The sequence below is a fragment of the Limnospira sp. genome, from assembly GCF_051859755.1.
GTDB classification, from domain to species: domain Bacteria; phylum Cyanobacteriota; class Cyanobacteriia; order Cyanobacteriales; family Microcoleaceae; genus Limnospira; species Limnospira fusiformis.
In genome coordinates, this window is sequence record NZ_JBIMLI010000073.1 from 1 (window position 1) to 23,780 (window position 23,780).

General features: G+C 42.9%; 22 protein-coding genes and 2 tRNA genes. 14 read left to right on the forward strand and 10 right to left on the reverse strand.

From position 1 onward, the window contains the following. The first annotated feature begins 215 nt into the window (after positions 1–215). The 4 genes from fraC (at position 216) to ACTIE0_RS13780 (ending at position 3,435) form a co-directional block, all read left to right on the forward strand. The gene (fraC, locus tag ACTIE0_RS13765) at positions 216–740 is read left to right on the forward strand and encodes a filament integrity protein FraC (protein WP_006622360.1); all 525 of its coding nucleotides are present in this window, start codon (positions 216–218) and stop codon (positions 738–740) included. Then, the gene (locus tag ACTIE0_RS13770; protein ID WP_006622359.1) at positions 740–1,321 is read left to right on the forward strand and encodes a DUF5357 family protein; all 582 of its coding nucleotides are present in this window, start codon (positions 740–742) and stop codon (positions 1,319–1,321) included. The genes fraC and ACTIE0_RS13770 overlap by 1 nt, the downstream gene beginning before the upstream one ends. 44 nt (positions 1,322–1,365) lie before the next feature. Next, entirely contained in the window at positions 1,366–2,736 is a 1,371-nt protein-coding gene (locus tag ACTIE0_RS13775; RefSeq protein WP_006622358.1) for a cobyrinic acid a,c-diamide synthase CobB, read from the forward strand. A gap of 69 nt (positions 2,737–2,805) precedes the next feature. Continuing rightward, a complete protein-coding gene (locus ACTIE0_RS13780; protein WP_006622357.1) occupies positions 2,806–3,435 on the forward strand; it encodes a DUF1361 domain-containing protein in 630 nt (209 codons plus the stop codon). Positions 3,436–3,474: 39 nt separating this feature from the next. Here the strand turns inward: ACTIE0_RS13780 and ACTIE0_RS13785 are convergent, their stop codons facing one another. After that, the gene (locus ACTIE0_RS13785) at positions 3,475–4,143 is read right to left on the reverse strand and encodes a leucine-rich repeat domain-containing protein (RefSeq protein ID WP_006622356.1); all 669 of its coding nucleotides are present in this window, start codon (positions 4,141–4,143) and stop codon (positions 3,475–3,477) included. A gap of 178 nt (positions 4,144–4,321) precedes the next feature. Next, positions 4,322–6,235, reverse strand: coding sequence for an ArsA family ATPase (locus tag ACTIE0_RS13790; RefSeq protein ID WP_006622355.1), 1,914 nt, complete (start codon positions 6,233–6,235; stop codon positions 4,322–4,324). 398 nt (positions 6,236–6,633) lie between these two features. Between ACTIE0_RS13790 and ACTIE0_RS13795 the strand changes: the two genes are divergently transcribed. The 3 genes from ACTIE0_RS13795 (at position 6,634) to trmB (ending at position 8,765) form a co-directional block, all read left to right on the forward strand. After that, a complete protein-coding gene (locus tag ACTIE0_RS13795; protein WP_006619796.1) occupies positions 6,634–6,861 on the forward strand; it encodes a hypothetical protein in 228 nt (75 codons plus the stop codon). Positions 6,862–7,063: 202 nt separating this feature from the next. Further along, the gene (gene csaB, locus ACTIE0_RS13800) at positions 7,064–8,107 is read left to right on the forward strand and encodes a polysaccharide pyruvyl transferase CsaB (protein ID WP_006622353.1); all 1,044 of its coding nucleotides are present in this window, start codon (positions 7,064–7,066) and stop codon (positions 8,105–8,107) included. A 25-nt stretch (positions 8,108–8,132) separates the two neighbouring features. Beyond that, the gene (gene trmB / locus ACTIE0_RS13805) at positions 8,133–8,765 is read left to right on the forward strand and encodes a tRNA (guanosine(46)-N7)-methyltransferase TrmB (RefSeq protein ID WP_006622352.1); all 633 of its coding nucleotides are present in this window, start codon (positions 8,133–8,135) and stop codon (positions 8,763–8,765) included. A gap of 6 nt (positions 8,766–8,771) precedes the next feature. Here the strand turns inward: trmB and hpsN are convergent, their stop codons facing one another. The 7 genes from hpsN to ACTIE0_RS13840 all read right to left on the reverse strand — a co-directional run bounded on the left by hpsN (position 8,772) and on the right by ACTIE0_RS13840 (position 14,634). Continuing rightward, entirely contained in the window at positions 8,772–9,764 is a 993-nt protein-coding gene (gene hpsN / locus ACTIE0_RS13810) for a hormogonium polysaccharide biosynthesis glycosyltransferase HpsN (RefSeq protein WP_006670493.1), read from the reverse strand. A gap of 57 nt (positions 9,765–9,821) precedes the next feature. Next, on the reverse strand, positions 9,822–11,006 hold the full coding sequence (locus tag ACTIE0_RS13815; RefSeq protein ID WP_006622348.1) for a glycosyltransferase: 1,185 nt from the start codon (positions 11,004–11,006) through the stop codon (positions 9,822–9,824). 39 nt (positions 11,007–11,045) lie between these two features. Then, a complete protein-coding gene (locus tag ACTIE0_RS13820; protein ID WP_006670492.1) occupies positions 11,046–12,179 on the reverse strand; it encodes a glycosyltransferase family 4 protein in 1,134 nt (377 codons plus the stop codon). A 130-nt stretch (positions 12,180–12,309) separates the two neighbouring features. Next, positions 12,310–12,381, reverse strand: a tRNA-Thr gene (locus ACTIE0_RS13825). Positions 12,382–12,384: 3 nt separating this feature from the next. Beyond that, positions 12,385–12,466: transfer RNA gene (locus ACTIE0_RS13830), tRNA-Tyr, on the reverse strand. Between the two features lie 163 nt (positions 12,467–12,629). Further along, positions 12,630–13,769 carry a hemolysin family protein gene (locus tag ACTIE0_RS13835; protein WP_039933738.1) on the reverse strand — a complete coding sequence of 380 codons (1,140 nt, stop codon included), beginning with the start codon at positions 13,767–13,769 and terminating at the stop codon, positions 12,630–12,632. Between the two features lie 121 nt (positions 13,770–13,890). After that, positions 13,891–14,634, reverse strand: coding sequence for an SDR family NAD(P)-dependent oxidoreductase (locus ACTIE0_RS13840; protein WP_006670490.1), 744 nt, complete (start codon positions 14,632–14,634; stop codon positions 13,891–13,893). Positions 14,635–14,860: 226 nt separating this feature from the next. On the opposite strand from ACTIE0_RS13840, the gene ACTIE0_RS13845 reads away from it, so the two are divergent. The 3 genes from ACTIE0_RS13845 (at position 14,861) to ACTIE0_RS13855 (ending at position 17,843) form a co-directional block, all read left to right on the forward strand. Further along, on the forward strand, positions 14,861–16,972 hold the full coding sequence (locus tag ACTIE0_RS13845; RefSeq protein WP_150105371.1) for a tetratricopeptide repeat protein: 2,112 nt from the start codon (positions 14,861–14,863) through the stop codon (positions 16,970–16,972). A 324-nt stretch (positions 16,973–17,296) separates the two neighbouring features. After that, positions 17,297–17,662: a class I SAM-dependent methyltransferase gene (locus ACTIE0_RS13850; protein WP_280949150.1), complete on the forward strand. Its 366-nt coding sequence runs from the start codon at positions 17,297–17,299 to the stop codon at positions 17,660–17,662. A 10-nt stretch (positions 17,663–17,672) separates the two neighbouring features. Then, positions 17,673–17,843 carry a hypothetical protein gene (locus ACTIE0_RS13855; protein WP_006670487.1) on the forward strand — a complete coding sequence of 57 codons (171 nt, stop codon included), beginning with the start codon at positions 17,673–17,675 and terminating at the stop codon, positions 17,841–17,843. 59 nt (positions 17,844–17,902) lie between these two features. On the opposite strand, the gene ACTIE0_RS13860 is transcribed toward ACTIE0_RS13855, so the two are convergent. Then, a complete protein-coding gene (locus ACTIE0_RS13860) occupies positions 17,903–18,133 on the reverse strand; it encodes a hypothetical protein (RefSeq protein WP_235677595.1) in 231 nt (76 codons plus the stop codon). A 125-nt stretch (positions 18,134–18,258) separates the two neighbouring features. On the opposite strand from ACTIE0_RS13860, the gene ACTIE0_RS13865 reads away from it, so the two are divergent. From ACTIE0_RS13865 to ACTIE0_RS13880, 4 genes are all read left to right on the forward strand, one after another. Further along, complete coding sequence (locus ACTIE0_RS13865) at positions 18,259–19,878, forward strand: tetratricopeptide repeat protein (RefSeq protein ID WP_006670485.1); 1,620 nt, start codon at positions 18,259–18,261, stop codon at positions 19,876–19,878. 84 nt (positions 19,879–19,962) lie between these two features. Then, positions 19,963–21,261, forward strand: a complete 1,299-nt coding sequence (aepX, locus tag ACTIE0_RS13870; RefSeq protein ID WP_315663245.1) for a phosphoenolpyruvate mutase — start codon at positions 19,963–19,965, stop codon at positions 21,259–21,261. Between the two features lie 11 nt (positions 21,262–21,272). Then, entirely contained in the window at positions 21,273–22,397 is a 1,125-nt protein-coding gene (aepY, locus tag ACTIE0_RS13875) for a phosphonopyruvate decarboxylase (RefSeq protein WP_006670253.1), read from the forward strand. A gap of 158 nt (positions 22,398–22,555) precedes the next feature. Continuing rightward, complete coding sequence (locus tag ACTIE0_RS13880) at positions 22,556–23,644, forward strand: phosphonoacetaldehyde reductase (protein ID WP_439516921.1); 1,089 nt, start codon at positions 22,556–22,558, stop codon at positions 23,642–23,644. Positions 23,645–23,780: the final 136 nt, after the last annotated feature.

Consider the following 23,780-nt stretch of genomic DNA (forward strand, 5'->3'; position numbering starts at 1 on the left):
CGCATTCCAGGGTAGGAACTTTAACTCTTGCTCGCTCACGTAGCCAGTTAAGGCTTAAGCTGGTCAGCTACCTGAAATCGGGGGGCACGAAGCCCCCGTGCTTCAGCCGGGGGTGCTGACGAAAATAGCTTTGGTGTACCCTAGTACAGCAAATGTTAATCATTTCCCAACTTAATGATAGATTAAGTTTATCATCTTAATGGAGTCCACGCTTCATGCTACCTGCTGTCACCATTGGAATACGGACAATCCTCACCCGATTTTGTCGTTTGTTAATTGTGATTACCCTTGAATCATGGCTTCTGAGTGGTTATCTGAATTTGTCCCCCCGCAAAAGTGTCGAATATGCAGCCGCCATTAATTTGTTAGCAGAAATCGTCGGAATTATGAGCTTTTTTATAATAAAGGGAGTGATTCCTGACTTTGTTCAGAAAGATTTTATCGTGTATCTTCTGGTCGGAGAAACTCCCCAATTGTCTCTAACCTTGCTCCTCATTACGATGGTTTATTTTTTGTTATATTTAGCCATTAAAGTTAATGGATTTGCTTTGTATAAATTTTTATGCGAAATCCCCCCCCAACAAGACAAGCCTGACCCCAAAAAATCTCAAAGTCCTCTGATTTTTTCCATGAGTCAGGAGACTCAAATCATTATTCGCTCTCTTGTCCGCGCACACACCATTAGTTATGTGTGTATTATAGCCTTAACTGTACTGCAAGCTAACGAGGTTTCATCATAATGGATAATCCCCTGAAACATCCCTTAGTTAAAAATGTCACTTCCGTGGTAAATACCGTTAAGCCACCTAAGTTATATCACTGGAAAAGTGTAGTCATAGTCGGTCTATTGGCTTGGTTAGTTTCTAGCCTGCTGACCGATAACATCGAACGCAGTAACTCCATAGCCAACCTGAGTTGGATTTTGCTAACTGCTGGCATTTCTTGGCGCACCAATCAACATCCTTTTATCATTCGTGGTGTTTCCCTAAGTCCTTGGATTACCGGAACTTTAATTACCGTATTAGTTGATCAGGAAACTGCTGAACAGTTACCCACATTTGCCATAACTGTTTGGCCGATTATCTGCGCTTGTTTTGTGTTTTTAATTCAGTTGATTGATGCTAAATTTAAACTGCGACCAACTCCCCCTTTAATTAGTGGTCCGTTTCTGTTATTAATCCTGGGTCATGTGGTTATGAGTTGCTGGATATCTTTTTATTTTTTAGTTGATGACTGGATTCAAGAATATCCAGATCTATTTGAACAACAAATTATGCTGCAACAAGTTGAGGATTTCTCCGTTGATCCGGGTAATTCTTAATCGTAAATAATGCTTAAAAAATTGTCGAAATAGGTAGATTTTTCATGACTGTTATCATTGCGGGAGAACGCAGCGGCGTAGGTAAAACCACAATTACGCTCAGTATTTTAGCTTATCTGAAACATCACAATTTTGATGTGCAATCTTTTAAGGTGGGTCCTGATTACATTGACCCGATGTTTCATGAGTATGTTACCCAAAAACCTTGTCGAAATCTCGATCCAATTCTGACTTCAGAAGATTATGTTAAATCCTGTTTTCAGCGCCATATTAGTGGCTCTCAATTAGGAGTTATTGAGGGAGTTATGGGGTTGTTTGATGGTATTCCTACCGGGTGGGAATCCACAGAATTTAACTCTGATTTTGCCTCAACTGCTTATATTGCTGAATGCTTGAATTTGCCGATTATTTTAGTGATTGATTGCGCTAGATTATCCGGTTCTGTGGCGGCGATCGCCCATGGTTATTGTACCATAAATCCTCGGCTAAAATTCGCCGGTATCATCCTGAACCGAGTCGGAAGCGATCGCCATCTGGATTTACTGAAAGCCGCCTTAAAACCTCTGAATTTGCCGATTTTAGGTGTCGTGCGCCGCCAGGATAATATTACCATTCCTGACCGCCATTTAGGATTAGTTCCCACCCAAGAAATTTCTAATCTTGATATCCTCTTAAAGCGACTGACAGAATTAGCCGCTAATTGTTTTGATTGGTCACAACTACTTCCCCTATTGACTGCGGAAACTCTCACCCCAGAACCTCGAGAGATTCCCGTGAAAATTCCCCGCGTGAAAATAGCGATCGCTCGTGATGTCGCTTTCAGTTTTTACTATGCTGATAACCTCGATTTATTGCAAGAATTGGGAGCCGAATTAATCTCCTGGAGTCCCCTAACACAAACCATTCCCGAACCCGTTGATGGTCTGTATTTTGGCGGCGGATTTCCCGAAGTATTCGCTGAGTCTTTAAGTCAAAATCAACCCGCTATTCAACAAGTGCGATCGCTCATTAACTCCGGTATTCCTACTTATGCAGAATGTGGGGGGTTAATGTATTTATGTGATCAAATTATCGACTTTAATCAACAAGCCTGGTCTATGGTCGGAATTCTTCCTACTACCGCTATTATGGAAAAACGATTGACTTTAGGATATTATCAAGGGAAAGTCTTACGAGAAACACCCCTACTATCTTCAGGAGATACCGTCTGCGGTCATCAATTCCACCATTCCCACCTAACCGAAGAACCCCCTAACCCTATCTATGACATTTCTCGCTATCACAGCCTCCCAGAAACTCACCCCGAAGGTTGGAACCCTCTTCCTAATGTTCACTGTTCCTATTTACACCTACATTGGGGGAGTCAGACCACCATCCCTCAACGGTTTTTAAAATCCTGTGGCCATCATGATTAGTTAGATATAATATTCTCTAGCATGGCGCGAGCTTGATTGAATTTCACTAACGGAGGAAGTTAAGATATCATGGAAGCTATACTCGCTGGTGCTTTAGATGCTTTTAATCGACATAGTGGCTGGATTATTTGGAATCTGTTTTTAGCGTTTATTCCCCTAGTTCTCAGCTTTTTTCTGTTTCGGCGCAAAAATATCTCTCGGTCTGGGTTGTGGTGGATTACTTTAGTGGTTTTTATCGCTTTTTTGCCTAATGCACCCTATTTACTCACCGATATTATCCACTTAATTAGAGCCACCAGAGCCGGATATTCTGTCTGGGTTATTACTCTGTTTTTTATCCCCCTTCATGTCTTCGCAATTCTCATGGGATTTCAAGCCTATGTCATTTCCTTAATTAATCAGGGTCACTATTTAGTTAAACAAGGAGCCAAAAAATGGGTAATCCCGGCTGAGTTTCTCGTTCATTTTCTCTGTGCGATCGGTGTATATCTAGGACGTTTTCAAAGATTTAATAGTTGGGACTTGGTGACTCAACCAGATGTGATTATGGTCGAGACTTTGAATGATTTGACTAGCCGAAAACCGCTGCTAGTCATCATGATTACATTTGTGATTATATCCATTCTCTACCAGGTGATGAAACAAGTCACCCTCGGCTTGATTTTACAATTTCGCCAAGTTTATAAAAACTTTGAGTAATCTCAGTCAATCAATCGGAAATTATCCTTTCCCTAACAACTAAAACTGACAGATAAATCTCGGCGAAATCGGACAGGTCTGGTCTGCAATTGGGTTATGTCTGACAAATAAATAAGTGATGCGTTCTAGGGAAGATAAGGAACTGATATTAGAGATGTTGTTGTGATTGAGATTTAACTCATTTAGTCTTGATAAATTATTGAGGCTACTAACATCATTAATTTGGTTATAACTCAGGTTAAGAACTCTCAGATTCATGAGTTCCCCTAAAGCACTAACATCGGTGAGTAGATTGTAACTTAAATCCAGATTTTCCAGGTTCGTCAGATTCGCGAGAGGACTGATATCTGAGATTCGGTTATTCATCAATCTTAATTCCGTTAGGTTGGTGAGACTTCCTAAAGGCGCAACATCCCTAATTAAACTGGTGTTTAGATCTAGTCTATTTAAATTTAGCAAGTTTTCACTAGCTCTCGCACAGTTAAAGGTTCCGGCTTCCCTCAAAATCAGTTGTACGGTATATCTAGCATCTGGGGATAAATTCTCCCTATTCAGACACCAATCCATAATAGTTGTATAGGTTTCTGAGGGGTCGGAAGAGTCGGATTCAGCTAGGACAGACACCGGACTAATACTCCCGGTTAAACTAATCATTATCCCCATCATCGTTACTCCCCACCATCGACTCAGAAGATTACCCTTAACCATGGCTCATTCCTTCCTTGGATTGATTAATACACCATTTATAGAATAATCCCTAATTTGCCAGATTGCCTATTGACAAATCTCGGAGATTGACTTATGATAACAGCATGGGAAAATGTGGCGGCATATATATAGCCGTCTAGGGTGGTTTGGTTCGGTGTTGATCGCATTTAGGGTGCTGTTAAAAGATTAATTCAGCGGCTTTTTGAATGCGGAATATCGGCTCAACACAGCGAGGTAAATTAGGTAAAGGAACGATCGCCAATTCCCCAAAGCGATCGCCTGAAATTGCCTTACCCAATTCAGCGCGATTATGTACGATGTAATTTTGGGCGATCGACTGTTCCCGGACAGATTCGACTAATCTTTCAGCTTCTGCTAGAATAGCCTCGCGATTTTGAACAACTCCAATAAACTCGGTATATTCGGGGTCAGCCAGACGTTTTTGTGCTTTCACGACCCGCTGGCGCAAGGTTCGCAACCGTCCCATAAACTCAACCCTTCCCAAGACATTCTGATATTTAATCCACAGCTTAAAAATCCAAGCCAGCCAATCACTCATAGCGGTAGGAATCTCCAAAAACCGCAATAGATGACCCGTGGGAGCAGTATCTAATACAATCAAATCTTGTTCGTGGCTTTCCAATAACTCCATCACCTCCACCAGAGACAACATCTCATCAAGTCCTGGGAGAGACTGGGAAACAATGCGCCGCCAAGCCTCTGGTCCATAAGCCAGTTTGAGATTAGCATCAGGGTCTCCAGAATCTCCCCCCATCATTTCCGCCAATTCCCAGAGATAGTCTGAGCGAAACCTATCGAGAACCTGGTCAGCATCAATTTCCTGACCGCTAAGGTTATCAGTAATGTTAAGGGCTTGATGTCCTAACTGACAACCGAAGGCATCACCCAAGGAATGGGCCGGGTCAATAGATACCATTCTAACATGGCGCGCGCTGTAACGTTCTGCCATCGCCCAACCTATAGCAGCAGCAACAGTGGTTTTACCCACACCACCTTTTCCCCCGACAATAACTAAACGCCGCCCCAAGGACAGAAAATCTGGTAATTTAGGAGCATCAGGGAATGTCACCAATGATACGGGCTGGTTTTCGGTTTGGGTGATGATAGCTAATTGGTCATCGTTACCCAAAGGCTTAGTTTGAGCAAATAAGCTATTTAAGGCGGTAACTCCCAGGGGTTCGGTGTCTAATTCCGGGACTAGAAATATAGGCTGATCGGCGGCGATTTTGATAAACTCAGCCATGAGGGGTTGCTGTTCACGATAGCGATCGCCATCAACAGCTTCGGTCACGATATGATTAATCCATACCCCACCCAGATGAATTTTGAGAGTTTGTAGAGACTCCAAAAATCGCCGGGTTTCAAATAAACTCATAGGTTCAGGAATAGCCACACAGAAACAAGAGGTATGGTCAGCATCTTGCAGCCTAGCGCGTCCTGAAGCGAGTTTGTCCCGCATTTCATCTAAAAACTCATCTCCTTCGTCTTGGCGGTGGCTACCAGTAAAGGAACTGCCGATGGTGCGATGTTTTTCTTGGAATAGTTCGAGGGATTCTAACAAATTATCCAAAAAATCCATTAACCCCAAAAGGTTAAGGGCGTGACCACTGGGAGCCATATCCACCACTACCCGGTCGATCAGGTTTTCGTCAAAGAGGCGCTGAATTTCCAATAAACCCATCAACTCATCAACTCCCGGCCATTCGAGGTCCCAAACGGGGGTAAGGTCTTCGCCTTCTACAAAACTGCCACGTTCCACCAACAATTGTAAGGTATCTCCGTAGCGTTCCTTAAAGTCTTTGAGGAGTATATGGGCATCTAGGGCGCGGATACTCAGGTTAGGCAGAGGAACAAAATCAGCCATGGCTGCGACATGGTGGGGGGTGTTCTCTACCTGCATTTGTAGCACATCTCCTAGGGAGTGAGCTGGATCTGTTGATAGTAGCAGGATGCGATCATCAGGAAACTGACTAGCCCAATGGAGGGCTAACCCACAAGCCAGGGTGGTTTTACCCACACCTCCTTTACCACTAAATAGAGCTAAACTTAGCTTATGAAAGTCCTCTACCATAAATTTCTCTGATTGACTCCATTTTTTACCTTGGGGGCGATCGCCTGATCAGAGCAAGTCCCGGCTACATCATTATTTAATGATTCCGAGTTATGTTGACCATTAGACCCAATCACCCCATGACCCTAGCACCTACTCATCAGCCCTTCAGCCTCAGCAATAACTGTCATACGGCAGATGATGATTGGGAGTTCGCTCCATCATAATGGAATTATAGAAAGTTGGCAAGGATTAAATTAACCCCCCTGGGCCCAAGTCCCAATTAAACCGTGTTCTTTCCCTATTTCAGGAAAATCCTGCTATCTCATTTCTAACTGGAAAAATGAAACAAGTAAGATACAAAACCCTCGACGGTTTGCCTATTTTTAATCAAGTTCAGCTTAGGCGAGGTTCAAATCATGAGTAACATTAAATCACAAACCCAAATGCTGATGATGGCATTTCCCCTGTTTTTGGCCATCCCGGGGGTCCCAAATGCCGTTTTTAATCAGTCTGAGGTCTTATCTTTCCCGGTGAAGACAGAATCTATATTTTGGGGGAGTGAAAATACATCCCCCTACGAGTTACCACTACCGGAGGTTCAACAAAGACGACCCTCTGAGTGTTATGATAATGGAGTCTGTTAATATCTTTTGACAGCTACTGGGGTGCAATACTGAGAGTTGGGGGATATGTAAATGCTGCTATCAATTGCTATGAATTCTACCAAGCAGACATAGCCAGCAGCAGTCTGGGGGTCTTCCCTAATTATTGCCTGATGAGATTTGACGAATTATTGGATATCGGTATATTTAACGGTACAAGAACAGTTCAAGTTTGAATAGCAAGATGGTAAGGGCTATTTGTTGTGGTTATTATGGGGAGGGGAATGGCGGTGATGAGGCGCTTTTGGCTTCGTTATTACAGATGCTACCCGATGCGGTAGAAGCGATCGCTTTATCGGGAAACCCTAGCCAAACTCAGACCCAATACGGAGTTAAAACCTGCGATCGCCGAAATGCCTTTCAGGTGTTGAAAGTTTTGCGGGCTGCTGATTGGTTTATCTGGGGGGGTGGGAGTTTAATTCAAGATGTCACCAGCGCCATCAGCCCATTATATTATACGGGATTGATGGGATTAGCTCAACAGATGGGATTGAGGACGATTGCTTGGTCTCAAGGTATTGGTCCTCTCCAGCGTCCGATTACCCGCGCTATCGCAAAAAGGGCTTTTGCGGGGTGTAATCTAGTTACTGTCCGTGATAGTGGTTCGGCTGCCCTATTGACAGATTGGCAAATTCCGTTTACCTTAGCTCCTGATCCCGTGTGGGCTCTCGACCCAAAACCTGTACCAGGGCTGTGGGATTTGCCAGCGCCTAGAGTGGCTGTTACCTGGCGATCGCATCCATTATTGACCCCAAAACGGTTAGAGATTTTAACTAGGGCTTTGGTGTCTTTTCAGCAGGCGACGGATACCTATATTTTACTGGTTCCGTTTCAATTATCCCAAGATTTGGTGATCGCTGAGTTAATCCATAAGGCTATTCCTTACCATAGCCAAATTCTGAAATTAACAGACCCTCAAATGTTGCGGGGATTATTTCAGGGGGTGGAAATGGCTATATCAATGCGACTGCATAGTTTAATTATGGCCGCTTCCCAGGAATGTCGCTGTTTTGCTATTAGTTACGATCCGAAAGTGAGTCATTTAATGGCAGAATTAGACTTTCCCGGTTGGGAACTTTCCCAAATTCCCGACGATGCCAATATCATTAGTAAAGCCTGGATTGAACATTATGCTAATGGCGATCGCCTTGACCCTGTGCAAATTGAATCTCTGAGCGATCGCGCCCAAGTTCATGGGGAACTATTACAATCATTAATTAATAGTTAATGGCTTTTAATTGGAGGTGTAAACATTGGCAAGAGTTCGGGTTCGTCAGCACGTTAACCCTTTAGCGCGGAAATTTCAATTCTCTGTTAAAACCCCGAATTGGTCGGAGATATATACTGATATTAACAAACCTCTCCATATTGATATCGGATGCGGAAGGGGTAGGTTTTTATGGAAACTGGCTCAAATCCAAGAATATCAGAATTTTTTGGGGATAGAAATACGTCAGCCTTTAGTGGAAGAAGCCAACCATTGGCGTGACCAAAAACAGCTAACTAATTTACACTATATTTTCGGTAATGCTAACTATTCCCTATCCTCAATTTTAGCATCTTTGCCCCCGGAAACTATCAAAACAGTTAGTATTTTATTTCCTGACCCTTGGTTTAAAAGCAAGCATCAACGGCGGCGAGTAGTACAACCGCAACTGGTGGAAGATTTAGCCAAGTTTATGGTGTCCGGTGGTTGGGTATTGTTAGCCTCGGACGTGGAAACTGTGGCGCTCGAAATGCGCGATCGCTTTAAGGAAAATCCCCGCTTTCATCTCCTCTCAGAACATTGGTTAACAGAGAACCCCCTACCCGTCGCTTCCGAGCGCGAAATCGCTACCCTTAACCGTGGTGAACCCGTTTATAGGACTGAATTTCAAGCCAATTAATCACTCTTAATTAACCCCAGACATAGCTTGGGGGTCTTGGCGCGTGTAAATCTGTCCATCATTCCACAGTCCTTGTATTTGAGTCCAAATGGCACGAAAAAATCCCCAGAAATAGAAAATCCCCCTCGCTATAATCTTAGTAAACCCGCCACTTTTGTTACAAGGGGGATGTCCGAGAACATGACAGTCAAATAAACGGATATATAAATGCAGGGATTGTTTCCAGGTTAAATGCTTAAATGCCATCAAAAAATGATTATGATAATGGGTAATTTGGTACTCTAAAGACCGGGTACTAATATCATGACAGCCTCCGGTGGGTTCCCCAATATGCACTAAAACAGCTTCTGGGTCATACCAAATCTGATAATCAGTTTTTCGGATATCCAAGAAAAAATCCGACTCCTCACGAACCGCGCTACCCCTAAATCGTTCATCAAACCAAATTCCATGGTCAGTAAAAAGCGATCGCCTAAAAGACATATTACACCCCCGACCACTAATAATTTTTTGAGGTTTAATAGTATTAACCACATCCAAATAATACCAAGCAATACCCGGATCACTCGCCTCTGGTGGTAGATAATCAAAAGTCGGTTGTTTGTGGGTTCCCTGTAAATGTTCTGGGGTTAATACCCGACCCGCTACCGCGCCAATTTCAGGATGATCAAGATAGTTGCGAACATGATACATGACGAAACTCGTCTCAAGTGTAACATCATCATCAATAAAGATTACAATATCTCCCGTAGCGCGTCGCACCCCATAATTTCTCGCCCCCGGTAAACTAGCCCAGTCCAGTTTAAACCAGGAAATTTTACCGGATTTGGAAAACTTTTCTAAATACTCTTGAGTTTCCGGTTCATGGTTTTTCGTTTGGTCAACCACCAAAATTTCTAAATCGGGGTAATCATTATTCATCACATCAGATAAACTATTCCGCAATAATTCTTCGCGTCCATAGGTGGGAATAATTACAGAGACTTTAGGAAGATTCATAGTTTTGATAACATCCAATAGTTACTGATTAAGTATAAAGCGATCGCCTTCCCGATTTTAGGGCTGACAAATCGAATTGTAAGCCTCCACAAACTGAGGACCAATCACATTCCAATTATAGCGCTGTCGAGATAAGTTTTGTCCATTATTACCCATTTCTCGCCTGATATCCGGTGTATTAATTAACTGCTTTAAAGCACTTTCCCACTGGTCTAGGGTTCCCGGTACAACCAAACCAGCATTTTCTTCAATTACATCTACCGCGATCTCAACTTCCGGGGTAATCACTACAGGTAATCCAGCCGCCATAGCTTCAGCCACCGCAATACCAAAGTTTTCCCCCAAAGATGGTAATGCTAAGAAATCACAGCCATAGAGTAAAAGTTGTTTATCCTCACCGCTAACAAAACCTGTAAATGTCACTTTTTCCCCTAATCCCAGGCTGCTGATTATTCCCTCAATATATTGACAATAAGCAGGTTCTCCACTCCCTCCAATCACCAAATGAAAGTTATTTTCTCCCTGGATATTAGCCAAAACTTTCAGCAAAAAATCAAGTTGTTTTTTGGGGTGAATCCTGGACAGAAACAAAATAATCGGGGTTTCGATACCAACCGAAATATTATATTTGTCACGCAGGGCTATTTTAGCGTTAGGATAAGCCGTCGGGAAATGAATTCCTAAAGGTATATTAACCGTGGGTGCATCAATACCAAAATCACCCACATATTTTTGTTCTAACCTAGTGGTACAATGAATCAGAGACGCTTTTTTTAAGTTGGCATTTTCCAACAGGAAATTATAGATATTTTTTTTCAGCCGCTTTTGATTAATCACCCAGGGGGAAAAATGACCGTGAGGACTAATCACATAGGGGATTGATTTCTGTCGCGCCTTCCTCGCCCCAAATGTACAAACATAGGAGAATAGGGAGTGAATATGCACTAAATCATAACCCTTAATATAGGCATTTAGCCACTGCATAAGTTGCCGAGAAATCGCATATTCAGACAAGGCTGGAACGGAGGGAGACCATCTCGGGAAAAATAAAACTGGTACATCCTGATAATCTATAAACTCACCACAGGGAACCTCTAACACTCCCGGACCGCTATCATTAGTGGTGAGAATTTCCGCCTCTACCTGACAATTTCTTAGCGCCTGAACAATCTCGATCACAGCAACGCTAGTCCCGCCTCTAATGGGACTCACTGAAGGAATAATATGTAAAACTTTTGCCATAATTTTATAGGTGATTTCGTGAATTTTTCCACATTAGTTTTACCCAAGTTTTCCCGAAGCGGCGATCGCTTGTTCATACAAACCTATATATTCATTAATCATTTTCTCCGTAGTAAATCTTTTGGCATTATCAAATAATGGTTGGGGGTCTGGCTTAATTATATTGAGGGAATCCAGAATTTTAGTGGCTGATTCTTGGGGATTCTTAGGGTCAATATAAATCGCTACCTCTCCCCCCACTTCGGTCATAGGAGGTATATGGGATGTAAACACCGGACAGCCACAGGCTTGGGCTTCAATAATCGGCCAGCCAAACCCTTCTTGAAGGGATGGAAATAGTAAAGCGATCGCCGCCGAGTATAAAGCGCGGAGGTCTTCATTATCGATATTAACACAGGGAATAACTAATGGTTCTAATTCATAGTTTGTGATCAGTTGTTGTAATTCTTCAGTAAAGGGGGCTCCCGCCATCACTAAATAAATATCGCCCTTGGCCAGTTTTTGTTGAAGATGGGCAAAGATTTTGACAACTCCTGACCTATTTTTATACCATTGATTACCACCTACATGGAGAATAAAAGAACTATTTTCGGGAACTTTTAATTTTGCCAGCCTGGGTTTATATTCAGTTTCTGACATGGGGCGATAAGGGTAATTTAACCCCATATAAATAGTAGTTGCCGCCTGGGGTTCTAGTTCGCTAATCCTCAGTAAATCCTCTCTGGTTTTTTCCGAAATACAGGCTACTCGTTGAGCTTGATTTAACCCTTTCAAAATGATTTGTTGAAGTTGCCGACCTGTCCACCGGGTGGGATTTTCGGGGATTTCTCCTAAAGCTGACCGGACGGCTAGTAAATCATTACAGGTAACAATATGGGGGATTTTTTGTAAGTAGCGGGTATAAAATCCATTGGAATGGTCGCAAATATGAGCAACATCAGCCCAGGCTAAGTGTTCTTTTAATGTAGGGGGAAACATGATAAACTTATCGATATATCCTAACCATTTTCCTACACCACTACCGCCAGGTTTAAGCTGTCCTAACTTGGCTTCAGGACGCAGTAAGCGCACGTCATGACCTGCTTTTTTTAACTCGCTCTCCATGACAGCCGAAAAGCGCTGCATACTTTGTTGAGCATCTGGTAGGTAATTCCCAATCAACAGTATTTTCATTAACTATAATTATAACCCAGGATACTTGTCAATACCAATTCTGTAGATTCACCCGTGACCAGTGTATCATAGTTTTACCATGGCATAGACAAGGTATGGCTTGCGTCCACGGAAATATTAAGCAATAATAAGCCCTTGACGAGGATTGAACTCGTGACCTCACCCTTACCAAGGGTGTGCTCTACCACTGAGCTACAAGGGCAAGTGGGCCGGGCTGGATTTGAACCAGCGTAGGCGTAGCCAGCGGATTTACAGTCCGCCCCCATTAACCACTCGGGCACCGACCCATTTATTCAACAATTTATAATTGTATCACAAATCTCAAAAAAAGCTAGTGTTTGGGAAAACTTTTTTTTTAAAATCCCAAAACCCTTACCTGTCAAGGGTTTGAGCGAATACCAAAAATAACTTTCGCTTTCCTGAAACCCGAATTAATGGCCAGATAACTGGTCAATGTTTAATCCAGGGTAAGCCAGAGGACCCGGAACGGGAGGGGGAAGAATTCATAGGTTTATTGCGGGCCATCCGACTGGGAAAATCACTTTCGTCGTAAATTTCCCCGACCAACTCCTCTAAAATGTCCTCCAAAGTGACCAAGCCAACTGTCCCCCCATATTCATCAACAACGATCGCCATGTGTAAGCGCTGCTGTAACATCTCTGTAAGCAAGCTACCCACCCTTTTGGTCTCCGGTACATAAACCGGGGGAATCATGGCTTCTGTGACGGATGGCGGCGGGCTATCAGCACTAATTGAGCGCATCAGTTGTAGCGCCCGCTTCAAATGCACAATCCCGACAATTTCATCTTTTGATTCTCCCTGGACGGGAATACGAGAATAACCAGTTTCCAAACACAAATCTATGACCTGAACGACGGTCGCCTGATGGGAAATAGTCCGCATATCAATACGGGGTTTCACGACCTCCCGCGCCATGAGATAATCCATGACCAGGGTTTTATTTAACAGTTGATGTTTTTGCCAGTCGAGTTGACCGCGACCCCCTAAAATCTCAATCATTAACCGTAGTTCCTGGACGGACAAACCGGGTTGTACAGCGCCCCGGTTAACTAACCGGATAATACTTTGGGCGATCGTTTCAAACAGATAAATAACGGGAGACAGGAGAATAGACAGCAAGTAAATGGGACGAATAACTGCCTTAAAAATAGGTAGAACGTTGATGATAGCCAAAGATTTTGGGGTAATTTCTCCAAAGACCAACAGCAAAAAGGTGACGACAGCGGTAGCAATTCCCAACCCGGCATTACCTAACCAAATAGCAAATAAATTACTGGTGAGAATTGCGGAGAAGTTATTAACTAAATTATTGCCGACCAAAAGAGTAGTAATAAATCGCGCCCGTTTCTCCAAAACCAGGGTAAACATCCGATTGGGATCACCTTGTTCTCGAATTAGCGCCCGCAACTTGAGATTATCTAAGGCTGTGATAGCTGTTTCTGAACCGGCAAAAAATCCCGATAATACCAACATGAACAGCAAAATCAGCACATCTATCCAGACATTTCCTAACAAAGGTGCAACTACAGCCATAGTCGCCAGGTATTCCGGGAGGGATATTCCAATCACAGGGGGATACCAAATTCTAAAACTATTATTTTGAAGTTGAGTGAGATCGATTCATTATAGAATGAATACTTCACTACGGAATTAAGCGAGTTTAACATAGTTGTTATAGGTTTTTCAGTTACTACCAGGGCAAATTTGTCCCATCCCAGGACAGAAACTGACCACTATCACTGATTTCTAGGCGGTTAATCACGTCTAAGAGTTGTTGTACAGTTCGATTAACTGAAAATAGGTTTTCGGGTGCGACATTTTTTTGAAAGGGTTGGGAAAGCTGTGTGTCTGTGGTCCCTGGGTGTAGCATGACGACAATGGTTTGGGGACTTTTGCGGGAATATTCGATCGCAACGGTTCGCATGAACATATTTAAAGCGGCTTTGGAGGCGCGATAACCATACCATCCACCTAAATAATTATCGCCAATACTGCCTAATTTGGCGGAAATTGTGGCGAAAACATGGCGGCGCGGGCTACTGAAAAAGGGTAACAGATGTTTGGCTAACAATACTGCGCCAATACTATTAACCTGGAAATACTCGATGAGGCGATCGCTATTAATTTGTCGCAAACTCTTCTCGGGTTGCAACCCTACACGATGCAATATCCCGATACAATTAACCACGAGGTCTAATTCTCTGGTTTGATGGCTAATGGTTTCCAAAGCGACGACTAGATCAGATTCTTGGGTAATATCCATGGACAGACAGACGAGACGCTGGGGATACCGACTGGCCAAGTTTAACAAGTCTTGGGCGGACTCCCAACGCCGATAAGTCCCATAAACCCTGTCAATTGCTGGGTCTTGTAACAAGATCTCGACAAACCCATAGCCAATACCACCACTAGCACCAACAATCAAAATATTCAATCAATTAAGTCCTTTTAGCGATCGACAAACTTGTTTTCTCAATAAACGCGACTGGGGTATCTATACGCTCAATGGTAGCAGCTATGGGACTTACACAAGGGATATGGTTTGTGACTTGGGGTGGGGGTGTACAAAATTTTTCGGTTCGGGAACTTTTCAGGTGCGCCGATCTACATTACAATCTAGTGTGTCAAAACCTGTTCCCTGTCTCTTATACCTATTTGATATGTCAGCAAGCGATTTTAGCCGAGGTAATGAGTTTCTCCGTAATGGCCAACTGGAGGAGGCGATCGCTGCTTATCAAAAAGCGATCGGTCAAAACCGGGACTTTTACTTGGTTTACCAAAATTTGGGGGAGGCGCTGGAGAAGTTAGGACGTTTTGATGAGGCGATCGCTGCTTATCGGCGCGCGGTAGAATTGAAGCCAGAGGCGGCGTGGTCTTATGTGAATTTAAGCCGGGTTTTGCGGCAGGTGGGACGGGTTGACGAAGCCGAAAACGCTGAAGAACAGGGGGGTGGAATTCATCCTAAGTTAGGGGTAGTGCGACCAGTAACGACTGTTGATAGTTCCGAAGCAAAAGCTGTGAATCTTGCAGCGGATTCTTCCTATAAGGCTATCAAAGAGTTAAATAGGAAGAGAGAATATAAGTCCACAACAAGTCTGTTTAACAGGTCGATCACTGACAATCCAAACAGGGCTAAAATAACAATACTCCTTCTCAATTTTAAAAGATATCACAATATTCCTAAAATTGTTGAAAGTTTGAGAAGCCAGACAATTCCAGTAGAGATATTTTTATGGGACAACTCTTCTAATATTAATAATTTTTTCCCCAACATTGATTTGGTATTCAGAGCCTCACAAAATCAAGGATGTTCTCCTAGATGGTTTATGGCTTTGTATGCAAAAACACCATATATTATGACTCATGACGATGATTTTATGATTACGCATCATGAGACCATAGCAAATATTGTCAGGTGCTTAGAAGAGCAGCAAGATACTCGAACAATCATTGGTTTGGAAGGCGTTGTGGTCAATCCAAATAAAAGTTATGCTGACCATGTGCTGGGTCTTCGTAGTCGATATAGGTATCAAGGTAATGAATATGGAAGTGTGGGGCCATCTCTTATATATAGGAGCGGAAAAAATCTAGATTTAATTAGATCAGAGAGAGTACACCTGGTGAAAGGTAGATTGATGGCAACCAGAACGGAAAATATTTTCCGTCATGTAGATATACCTACTTTAATCAAAGAGCGAGAAGATGATATTGCTGTTTCTGCAATGATTGGTCAGAAACAAAGAATTCATTTGATTCCCTCCTTTTTCAAAGATTGCATTGATGAACTTGATGACAATTCAACATTAGGAAATAAGGATGAAGAATTCCACTACCATTCCAGAGATATGGCTCTAAAACGCTACTTCATACAAGAAGATAATTTAATTCTCAGTCAGGAACCGCGTTCCTTAACTAATCAAGTAGTTCCAACTTTAATGTTGCATCAATCACCCAAACTTTTTATTGTGGTTCCTTTCAATGATGTGAGATTTTTGCAGAAATGTTTGCAATCTATTGAAATGCAAACTTATAAAAACTTTAAATGTATAGTTGTGGATGACTTTTGTCAGCAAGAATATTCAAATGAAATTAGAAAAATTTTGAATTGTGATAATTTTGAATTAGTTGTCAATCGAAAGAGAGAGTATGCTCTAAAATCTAGAGTAGTAGCTATAGAAAGATGTGTTGAAAAAGAATGGATATCAGATGAAGATGTTATCGTGCACGTTGACGGAGATGATTGGCTGGCTCATGAAAATAGTTTATTAAAGATAGCTGAAGCTTATTCAGATGGACGCACCTGGGTAACATACGGGGGTGCAAAAAGATTAGAAAAAGGTAAATTATCTGAGCCATTCATGCACGCACTAAGTAACAAACAGATCGAGGAAAAATGGGGTTTGAAAGTCAGTCCAAAGTATCCAGAAGAGGTAATTGCGAAAAGAAGTTATAGAGGCTATCCATGGGGTGCGTGTCATTGTAGAACATTTAAGTACAAATTGTATAAAAACATCTCTAAAGATGACTTTCAAGATGCAAGTGGTAACTATTTTAGGTATGCGACAGACATGGCTATTTTTGTGCCTATTTTGGAGATGGCAGGAAATCGGATAAAATATATAGACGAGACAATTTACATTTATAATAGAGAGACAGGCAAAAAAAATGTTGCCAATGAATTTAAAGATCAGCATAGTAATCATAACTATATTAGAAAAAAGCCTAAATACAGTGTTTATATAGAAAATGAGTTGTTTTTGACGACCAAGTAATTAAGCAGAGACATTAACTAGGAGATAAAATGGACTCGAATTTTCAATCGGAACAGCAAATTTTATGAGCTCAGATTAATAAAGCTCGGAAGTTATTACGAGAATCTATAAAGCTGTAGGATATAAGGTATGGATCATTTATAGACTATGCTCTCAGATTAGATTATATTCACCTGCAACAATGTATTATTCTGCCCGATAGATATGAGCTTTTAAAAAAATTGACTAAGGGAGGCATTGTTTGCGAAGTAGGTACATATAAAGGTGAATTTGCCAGGTCAATTTTGGAATTAACATCCCCATCTGAATTACACATTGTAAGATATTAGTTTTGAAAAATTTGAGCATCAAAAACTCAACAACCAAGATGTTAGAAAAGTGTCTCAGTTGCACGAAATGGACTCCGTTCAATGTTTATCTTCATTTCCTGATAATTATTTTGATTGGATATATATTGATGCAAATCACTATTATGAGTATGTCAAAAAAGATCTTGAGGTGGCTAAAGTGAAAGTCAAAGAAAATGGATATATAGTGTGTAATGATTATACATCTTGGTCTGTTTCTGGTGTTACAAAATGTGGAGTTGCAAAGGCTGTTAACGAGTTGTGTCTAGAAGATAACTGGAAGTTTATCTTTTTTGCTTTACAAGGAAATATGTACTACGATGTAGCCCTCCAAAAAATTTAAGGAGATGACAATGAACATAGAGAGAGGAGAAAAACGCTGGCGTATTTTTATGAATAAAGCCAAGAAATACATTGATTTAAAAATTGGAATGTGCTTGGATCTAGGACGTGGAAGAGGTGAGTTTGTTTTAGCTGGATTAAGACAAGGTTATGGCTTGGGGTATTGCTCAGAAACAGACTAAATAATTATGATATATGATAATTGTTTAAATTTGAAGTTTGAATATGACAGCCAGTGATTTTAGTCAAGGAAACAAACTGCTAAGGAGTAATCAGCTTGAGGAGGTTGTGGCTGCTTACCAAAAGGCGATCGCACTTCATCCCCATTTCCCTGGATTTCAGTAATCCGTGCTAGGGTAGTGGTAGGGGGGCTTTGGTGTAATGCGATCGCCTCATCCAACCTCCCAGACCGTTTCAACTGATTCGCCTGTCTCAGTAACTCCCCCGCACTCATTCCTTGACTACTCCTCATAACTAACTTCCCAATCCACAACCACCCATGACATAACCGAGGATTATGAGGATTATACCATATCACGATACTTACCCAAATTGACAAATTTCTATGGCTTTGGTATAATAGGGAGCGGTTTGGGCATGGTCTGTGCTTTAGTCTGGGGAGTCAGCGAATTGGTCAGCGATTTAGTGAGGGGTAATCAACTGCTGCGGAGTGGTAAGCTAGAAGAGGCTGTAGCGGCTTATCAAAAAGCGATCGCGCATGATCAAACTTTTCATTGGTATCACTACAAACTGGGGGAGACTTTAGAGAAGTTGGGGCGTTTAGAGGAAGCTGTAGAGTCATATCAGCGTGCCTTTGTTTTAAAGCCCGACCAAAGTGACTTTCGTTTAGGTTTCGTCCGGGCTGTACACAAAGCCAAGGGCAAGGGAAAGACTTCTGAGCCTAAGCAGATATCGTCTGTATCTCTAGTGGAAGCACACAAAATCAACGCCGAGTTTCTCTATGAAGCCAAGGACTATGAGGGTTCCTTAAACAGCTTTCAATATTACTTATCTTCACAAGGAACCAAAGGCAGTTTCAAATTGTTCCAAAAAGCCAGATCAGCAGTAGGACAAGTTTTGAAAGGAGAAACCCATAAGCAATTTTGGGCTGGTTGTAGTGATGGGATGTCTCACAAATTTCAGGCTTGTCTTGAACTAGCAAAAAATAGTCGATTCCTGGAGGCTAAACAACAGTTTGCCTTACACGCAAGGGAATTATTTGAACAACCACAGATATCCGAAAATTGGATTCAAGCGTTCCAGAAAATCTGTGATTCTCGGGAGCAGGGTCATATATTTGAGCGAAGCAAAATCAGAACTGTCCAAAAAATATTGGTGTCAGGCATGGGCTGGAGTGGCAGTAGTGCCCTATATGATTACTTTCGAGAATTCAAGAATATCAAATTGCTCAAGGGTGAAGTACGTTGGTTAGAAGGACCACTATCACTACTGAAACTGTATGATGAGATTGGGAAAGCCACTGATTACTGGCTAAGTTTCTTAGAATTCTTTTTTGGCTCGCTTTTAGGATTTAAAGTCATGAAATCATCAGGAGAATATAAGTTGTTGGGGGGCGCTAGGACATTCAGCTTAGGTGCGGATGCCAAAACCTACTCGGAAAATGTTAATAAGCTGATGGGTAACGCCTCTCCATTACTGGCGGGAAAAGGCGACACTCTAAGCAATTTTAAAATTTTTGCTGATGATGTTGCCAACTTACTATCTGGTGAGTCTGGCAATCATAACTGTGATATGGTTTTGCTGGACAACTGTGTTCATATTGCGAATATCAGGGTTCTTGACTGTCTCAAGAATACTAAATTATTCTGCACATTTAGGGACCCCAGATCTAACTTTGTGGCTCTGAAACGAGAACACGCTGGGTTTATAGATGATGCGAACAAGTTTATCGACAGTGGGCGTAAGCAATACGGAAAATTGCATAGCCTAGTTTCTGAGTATCAAGAAAAAACCCAAAACACCAGTAGCCAAGTCTTCAAAGTACAGTTTGAAGAGTTTGTGCTGTCAGAAACCTATCGCCAAGAGTTAGCACAAAGAGCGGGTCTTGACCTGAGCACCCATAAACCACACCAGCATTTCAAACCCTGGGAGTCGAAAAAGAATGTTTACTTACATCAAACCTACGAAAACCAGGAAGAAATTAGGGCCATAGAACAGGCTTTGCCTGAATATTGTTTGACCGACCTAAACAGTTAGTACACAATAGCTGACCTTGAGCAGCTCCTGGCTTAAAATAAGTCAATAATTAAAGAACCATACCCAGCACAGAGGAAAAGCTCAATGAAAAAAGTCTATGTGGGAATGAGTGCGGACCTGGTTCATCCCGGTCACTTAAACATCCTGAAAACTGCTCAACAGTATGGGGAAGTCATCGTCGGTCTATTGACTGACCAAGCGATCGCCAGCTACAAACGCCTCCCCTACATGGCATTTGAGCAGCGACGGGAAGTGATCGAAAACATCAAAGGGGTAAGTCAGGTCATTCCCCAAACCACCCTCGACTATGTTCCCAACCTACGCAGCATCAAACCCAATTACGTCGTTCACGGGGACGATTGGCGAGAAGGGGTACAGCGGGAAACCCGTCAGCGGGTCATAGAAACCCTGGCGGAGTGGGGCGGCGAACTTATCGAAGTTCCCTATACCAAAGGTATCTCCTCAACTCAACTCAACCGAGCCCTACGGGAAATCGGCATTACCCCAGAAGTACGCCTGAAATCTCTGCGTCGGATGCTACAAGCCAAACCACTCCTGCGATTCCTAGATATCCATAACGCCCTCAGTGGCTTAATCGTTGAAAACACTTTCATCGAAACCCCCCAAGGTCGTCGAGAATTTGATGGGATGTGGGCTAGTAGCCTCACAGATTCCACAGCCAAAGGGAAACCGGACATCGAAGCCGTTGATGTATCTGCCCGTATGACCACACTTAACGAAGTCATCGAAGTGACCACCAAACCCATAATTTATGATGCGGACACCGGCGGTCAAACGGAACATTTTACCTTCACTGTACGCACCCTAGAAAGGTTAGGAGTCTCCGCTGTCATCATCGAAGATAAAACCGGTCTCAAGAAGAACTCCCTCTTGGGTACAGACGTTCCCCAAACCCAAGATAGCATCGAAAATTTTTGCCAGAAAATCCGTGCCGGGAAACAAGCCCAAGCCACAGATGATTTCATGTTGATTGCCCGCATCGAAAGCCTGATTTTAGGCAAGGGACTCGATGATGCCTTAGAACGAGCCCAAGCCTTCATTAAAGCTGGAGCCGACGGCATCATGATTCACAGCCGTCAGAAAACCCCTGATGAAGTGTTTGCATTTTGCCAAGACTATAACCGCTTAGAAAATCGTAAACCCCTGATTGCTGTGCCTTCGAGTTATAACAGTTGCTATGAGGAGGAACTGCAAGCCCAGGGTGTGAACATCGTTATCTATGCCAATCAGCTTTTGCGGAGTGCTTACCCAGCCATGGTAAATACCGCTCAAACTATCTTAAAATATCAGCGCGCTCAAGAGTGTGAGCCACAGATGTTGCCTATCAAAGACATACTAGAACTTATTCCAGGAACCAAGTAAAAATACAGAAAATGATAGACCCCCAAGCCTTTTATACAACTTTATGTCAAGCTGGCGTGCATTTGTTTGCTGGTGTTCCTGATTCCCTGCTCAAAGACTTCTGTGCCTATATAGACGACCATAGCCAGCCCGGAGAACATATTATCACCGCCAATGAAGGGAATGCGATCGCCTTAGTAGCTGGCTATCACCTAGCCACCAACCAAATCGGGGCAGTATATCTGCAAAATTCAGGATTAGGGAACACCATTAACCCTCTGACCTCACTCACCGACCCTCAAGTGTACCAAATTCCCTTGGTGATGATAATTGGTTGGCGTGGGGAACCGGGGGTAAAAGACGAGCCACAACACATTAAACAAGGGGCTATCACCCCAGGGCAACTGGATCTCTTAGGGGTTCCCTATTGGATAGTAGATGGCCACAGTGATTTTCAGCAAATTATCCAAGATGCTCTCACCCAAACCCAAGCTACCAATGCCCCAGTAGCTCTGTTGGTAAGGAAAGGCACATTTTCCCCTTATCAAAAAAGACAGCGGCCATCATCTTTTAAGGCTTCCCTCCAGCGAGAGGCTGCCCTGGATGAGCTTTTGACCCTAGTGGGGGATAGTTTAGTAGTATCTACAACAGGCAAAACCTCCCGAGAACTGTTTGAGCTACGCCAACAACGGGGTGAAACTCAACGGGATTTTCTGACTGTTGGCAGTATGGGACATACAGCTTCCATTGCTTTAGGTGTAGCCTTGGGAAACCCCCGTAAATCCGTAGTCTGTATCGATGGGGATGGCTCCTTGCTTATGCACTTAGGCGCGGTGCCGATTATTGGTAGTTTAGCGCCAAAAAACCTGATTCATGTTGTTTTAAATAATGCCGCCCATGAGTCCGTTGGCGGCCAGCCCACAGTCGCCGGACAGCTAGACTTAAAAGCTGTGGCTCTAGCCAGTGGCTATAAACAATACCGACAGGCTACGGAGCAACCGGGTATTAAACAAGCCTGGAACGAGTTATCTGGCTATGATGGTCCGGTATTACTGGAAATTCGCATTAATACTGGTTCCCGCGAAAATTTAGGACGACCCACTAGCAGTCCACAGCAAAATAAACAAGCTTTTATGAAAGTAGCAACCGATGGCTAACAGATGGAATCAACACCCAACCAATCACAGCTCGGAATCCACTTCTATGACTCGCTCAATCTCGAACGGTATCGCGTACTGTTTAACTAGAAATTGAGAGTTTGAAGCATCAGTTATAGACTTGATTTTGATGAGCATTGAAACCCAAATATATGATAATGCCAATATATAATCATTACAACCCTGTAAAAATTATCGTCGGACCTGGGCAACTGAGGGCACTGCCTAATCTCCTCTCCCCAGGACGATGGCTTCTGGTAACCACAGATGGCTTTAACCGTCGGGGTCTTACTACCCACATCAAAACCTTAGCACCCCAGACCCATTGGCAAGTGTACCACGGAGTTACACCTAATCCCGAATTAGACCATCTTGAATATGTGATCAGACAATATCGCCAGACTTATATTCAGGGAGTCGTGGCTGTTGGGGGTGGCAGTGTCATTGATGCAGCCAAAGTCCTAGCTGTGACTCTCCCCAGTGGGCTACAACGACCTTTGCATACGGTACTACGTCAGGGTCAAAAACACCACTGGGAGGAGCAACTGCCTTTGATTGCCATTCCCACAACTTCCGGAACCGGTGCTGAAGTGACACCATTTGCCACGGTTTGGGATGCAACTACCCACAAAAAGTATTCCATTGTGGGCGAGCAAGTGTTTCCTAAGATGGCTTTACTAGACCCTGAGTTAATTTTGAGCTTACCCCCCAAGCAGACCCTTTATACAGGATTAGATGCTATCTCTCATTGTCTCGAATCATTGTGGAATCACAATCAAACCCCCATCAGTGTCGCCTATGCTACCCAAGGTCTGAACTTGGCTTTAAATGGTTTGCCCCAGGTATTGGACTCTCCACAAAATCTCCAAGCCCGTGCCCAAATGCAGCAAGCCAGTTTGTTGGCGGGTCTGGCTATTAGTCAAACCCGAACGGCGATCGCTCATTCGATATCCTATCCCTTAACCAGCCATTTTGATGTGCCTCATGGTTTAGCTTGTAGCTTTACCTTGCCCAATATTATTGAGAATTACATCAACGTTTGTCCTTGTCCCCAACAAGTTAGCTTAATGCAAAAAATCCAGAAAATGTTAAAGCAACTCAATTTATTTCAGCATTTGCATGAGTACGCCACCCATGAGCAAATTCTGACTCTCAAATCCGAAATGTTTCACCCCGAGCGGGCTGGGAATTTTCTCGGACTCTTGAATGACGAGATTGTGGAAGCCTTCTTGACTGAGAAAACTTGAAAAATTGCTATGGCTGTGGTACAATGGGAGAAGGTTTCGGCATTGCTTTAGTTTGGGGAGTCAGCGAATTGGTCAGCGATTTAGTTAGGGGTAATCAACTGCTGCGGAGCGGTAAGCTAGAGGAGGCTGTGGATGC

Bases quoted from the DNA above. Each gene is read 5' to 3' on its own strand.
- ACTIE0_RS13775 (WP_006622358.1), top strand. From the start codon at position 1,366: ATGACTGTTATCATTGCGGGAGAACGCAGCGGCGTAGGTAAAACCACA.
- hpsN (WP_006670493.1), bottom strand. From the start codon at position 9,764: ATGAATCTTCCTAAAGTCTCTGTAATTATTCCCACCTATGGACGCGAA.
- ACTIE0_RS13880 (WP_439516921.1), top strand. From the start codon at position 22,556: ATGCCAATATATAATCATTACAACCCTGTAAAAATTATCGTCGGACCT.
- ACTIE0_RS13820 (WP_006670492.1), bottom strand. From the start codon at position 12,179: ATGAAAATACTGTTGATTGGGAATTACCTACCAGATGCTCAACAAAGT.
- ACTIE0_RS13795 (WP_006619796.1), top strand. From the start codon at position 6,634: ATGAGTAACATTAAATCACAAACCCAAATGCTGATGATGGCATTTCCC.
- ACTIE0_RS13815 (WP_006622348.1), bottom strand. From the start codon at position 11,006: ATGGCAAAAGTTTTACATATTATTCCTTCAGTGAGTCCCATTAGAGGC.
- ACTIE0_RS13860 (WP_235677595.1), bottom strand. From the start codon at position 18,133: ATGAGGAGTAGTCAAGGAATGAGTGCGGGGGAGTTACTGAGACAGGCG.
- csaB (WP_006622353.1), top strand. From the start codon at position 7,064: ATGGTAAGGGCTATTTGTTGTGGTTATTATGGGGAGGGGAATGGCGGT.
- fraC (WP_006622360.1), top strand. From the start codon at position 216: ATGCTACCTGCTGTCACCATTGGAATACGGACAATCCTCACCCGATTT.
- ACTIE0_RS13770 (WP_006622359.1), top strand. From the start codon at position 740: ATGGATAATCCCCTGAAACATCCCTTAGTTAAAAATGTCACTTCCGTG.
- ACTIE0_RS13785 (WP_006622356.1), bottom strand. From the start codon at position 4,143: ATGGTTAAGGGTAATCTTCTGAGTCGATGGTGGGGAGTAACGATGATG.
- aepX (WP_315663245.1), top strand. From the start codon at position 19,963: ATGAAAAAAGTCTATGTGGGAATGAGTGCGGACCTGGTTCATCCCGGT.
- ACTIE0_RS13790 (WP_006622355.1), bottom strand. From the start codon at position 6,235: ATGGTAGAGGACTTTCATAAGCTAAGTTTAGCTCTATTTAGTGGTAAA.
- aepY (WP_006670253.1), top strand. From the start codon at position 21,273: ATGATAGACCCCCAAGCCTTTTATACAACTTTATGTCAAGCTGGCGTG.
- ACTIE0_RS13865 (WP_006670485.1), top strand. From the start codon at position 18,259: ATGGTCTGTGCTTTAGTCTGGGGAGTCAGCGAATTGGTCAGCGATTTA.
- ACTIE0_RS13845 (WP_150105371.1), top strand. From the start codon at position 14,861: ATGTCAGCAAGCGATTTTAGCCGAGGTAATGAGTTTCTCCGTAATGGC.
- ACTIE0_RS13780 (WP_006622357.1), top strand. From the start codon at position 2,806: ATGGAAGCTATACTCGCTGGTGCTTTAGATGCTTTTAATCGACATAGT.
- ACTIE0_RS13855 (WP_006670487.1), top strand. From the start codon at position 17,673: ATGAACATAGAGAGAGGAGAAAAACGCTGGCGTATTTTTATGAATAAA.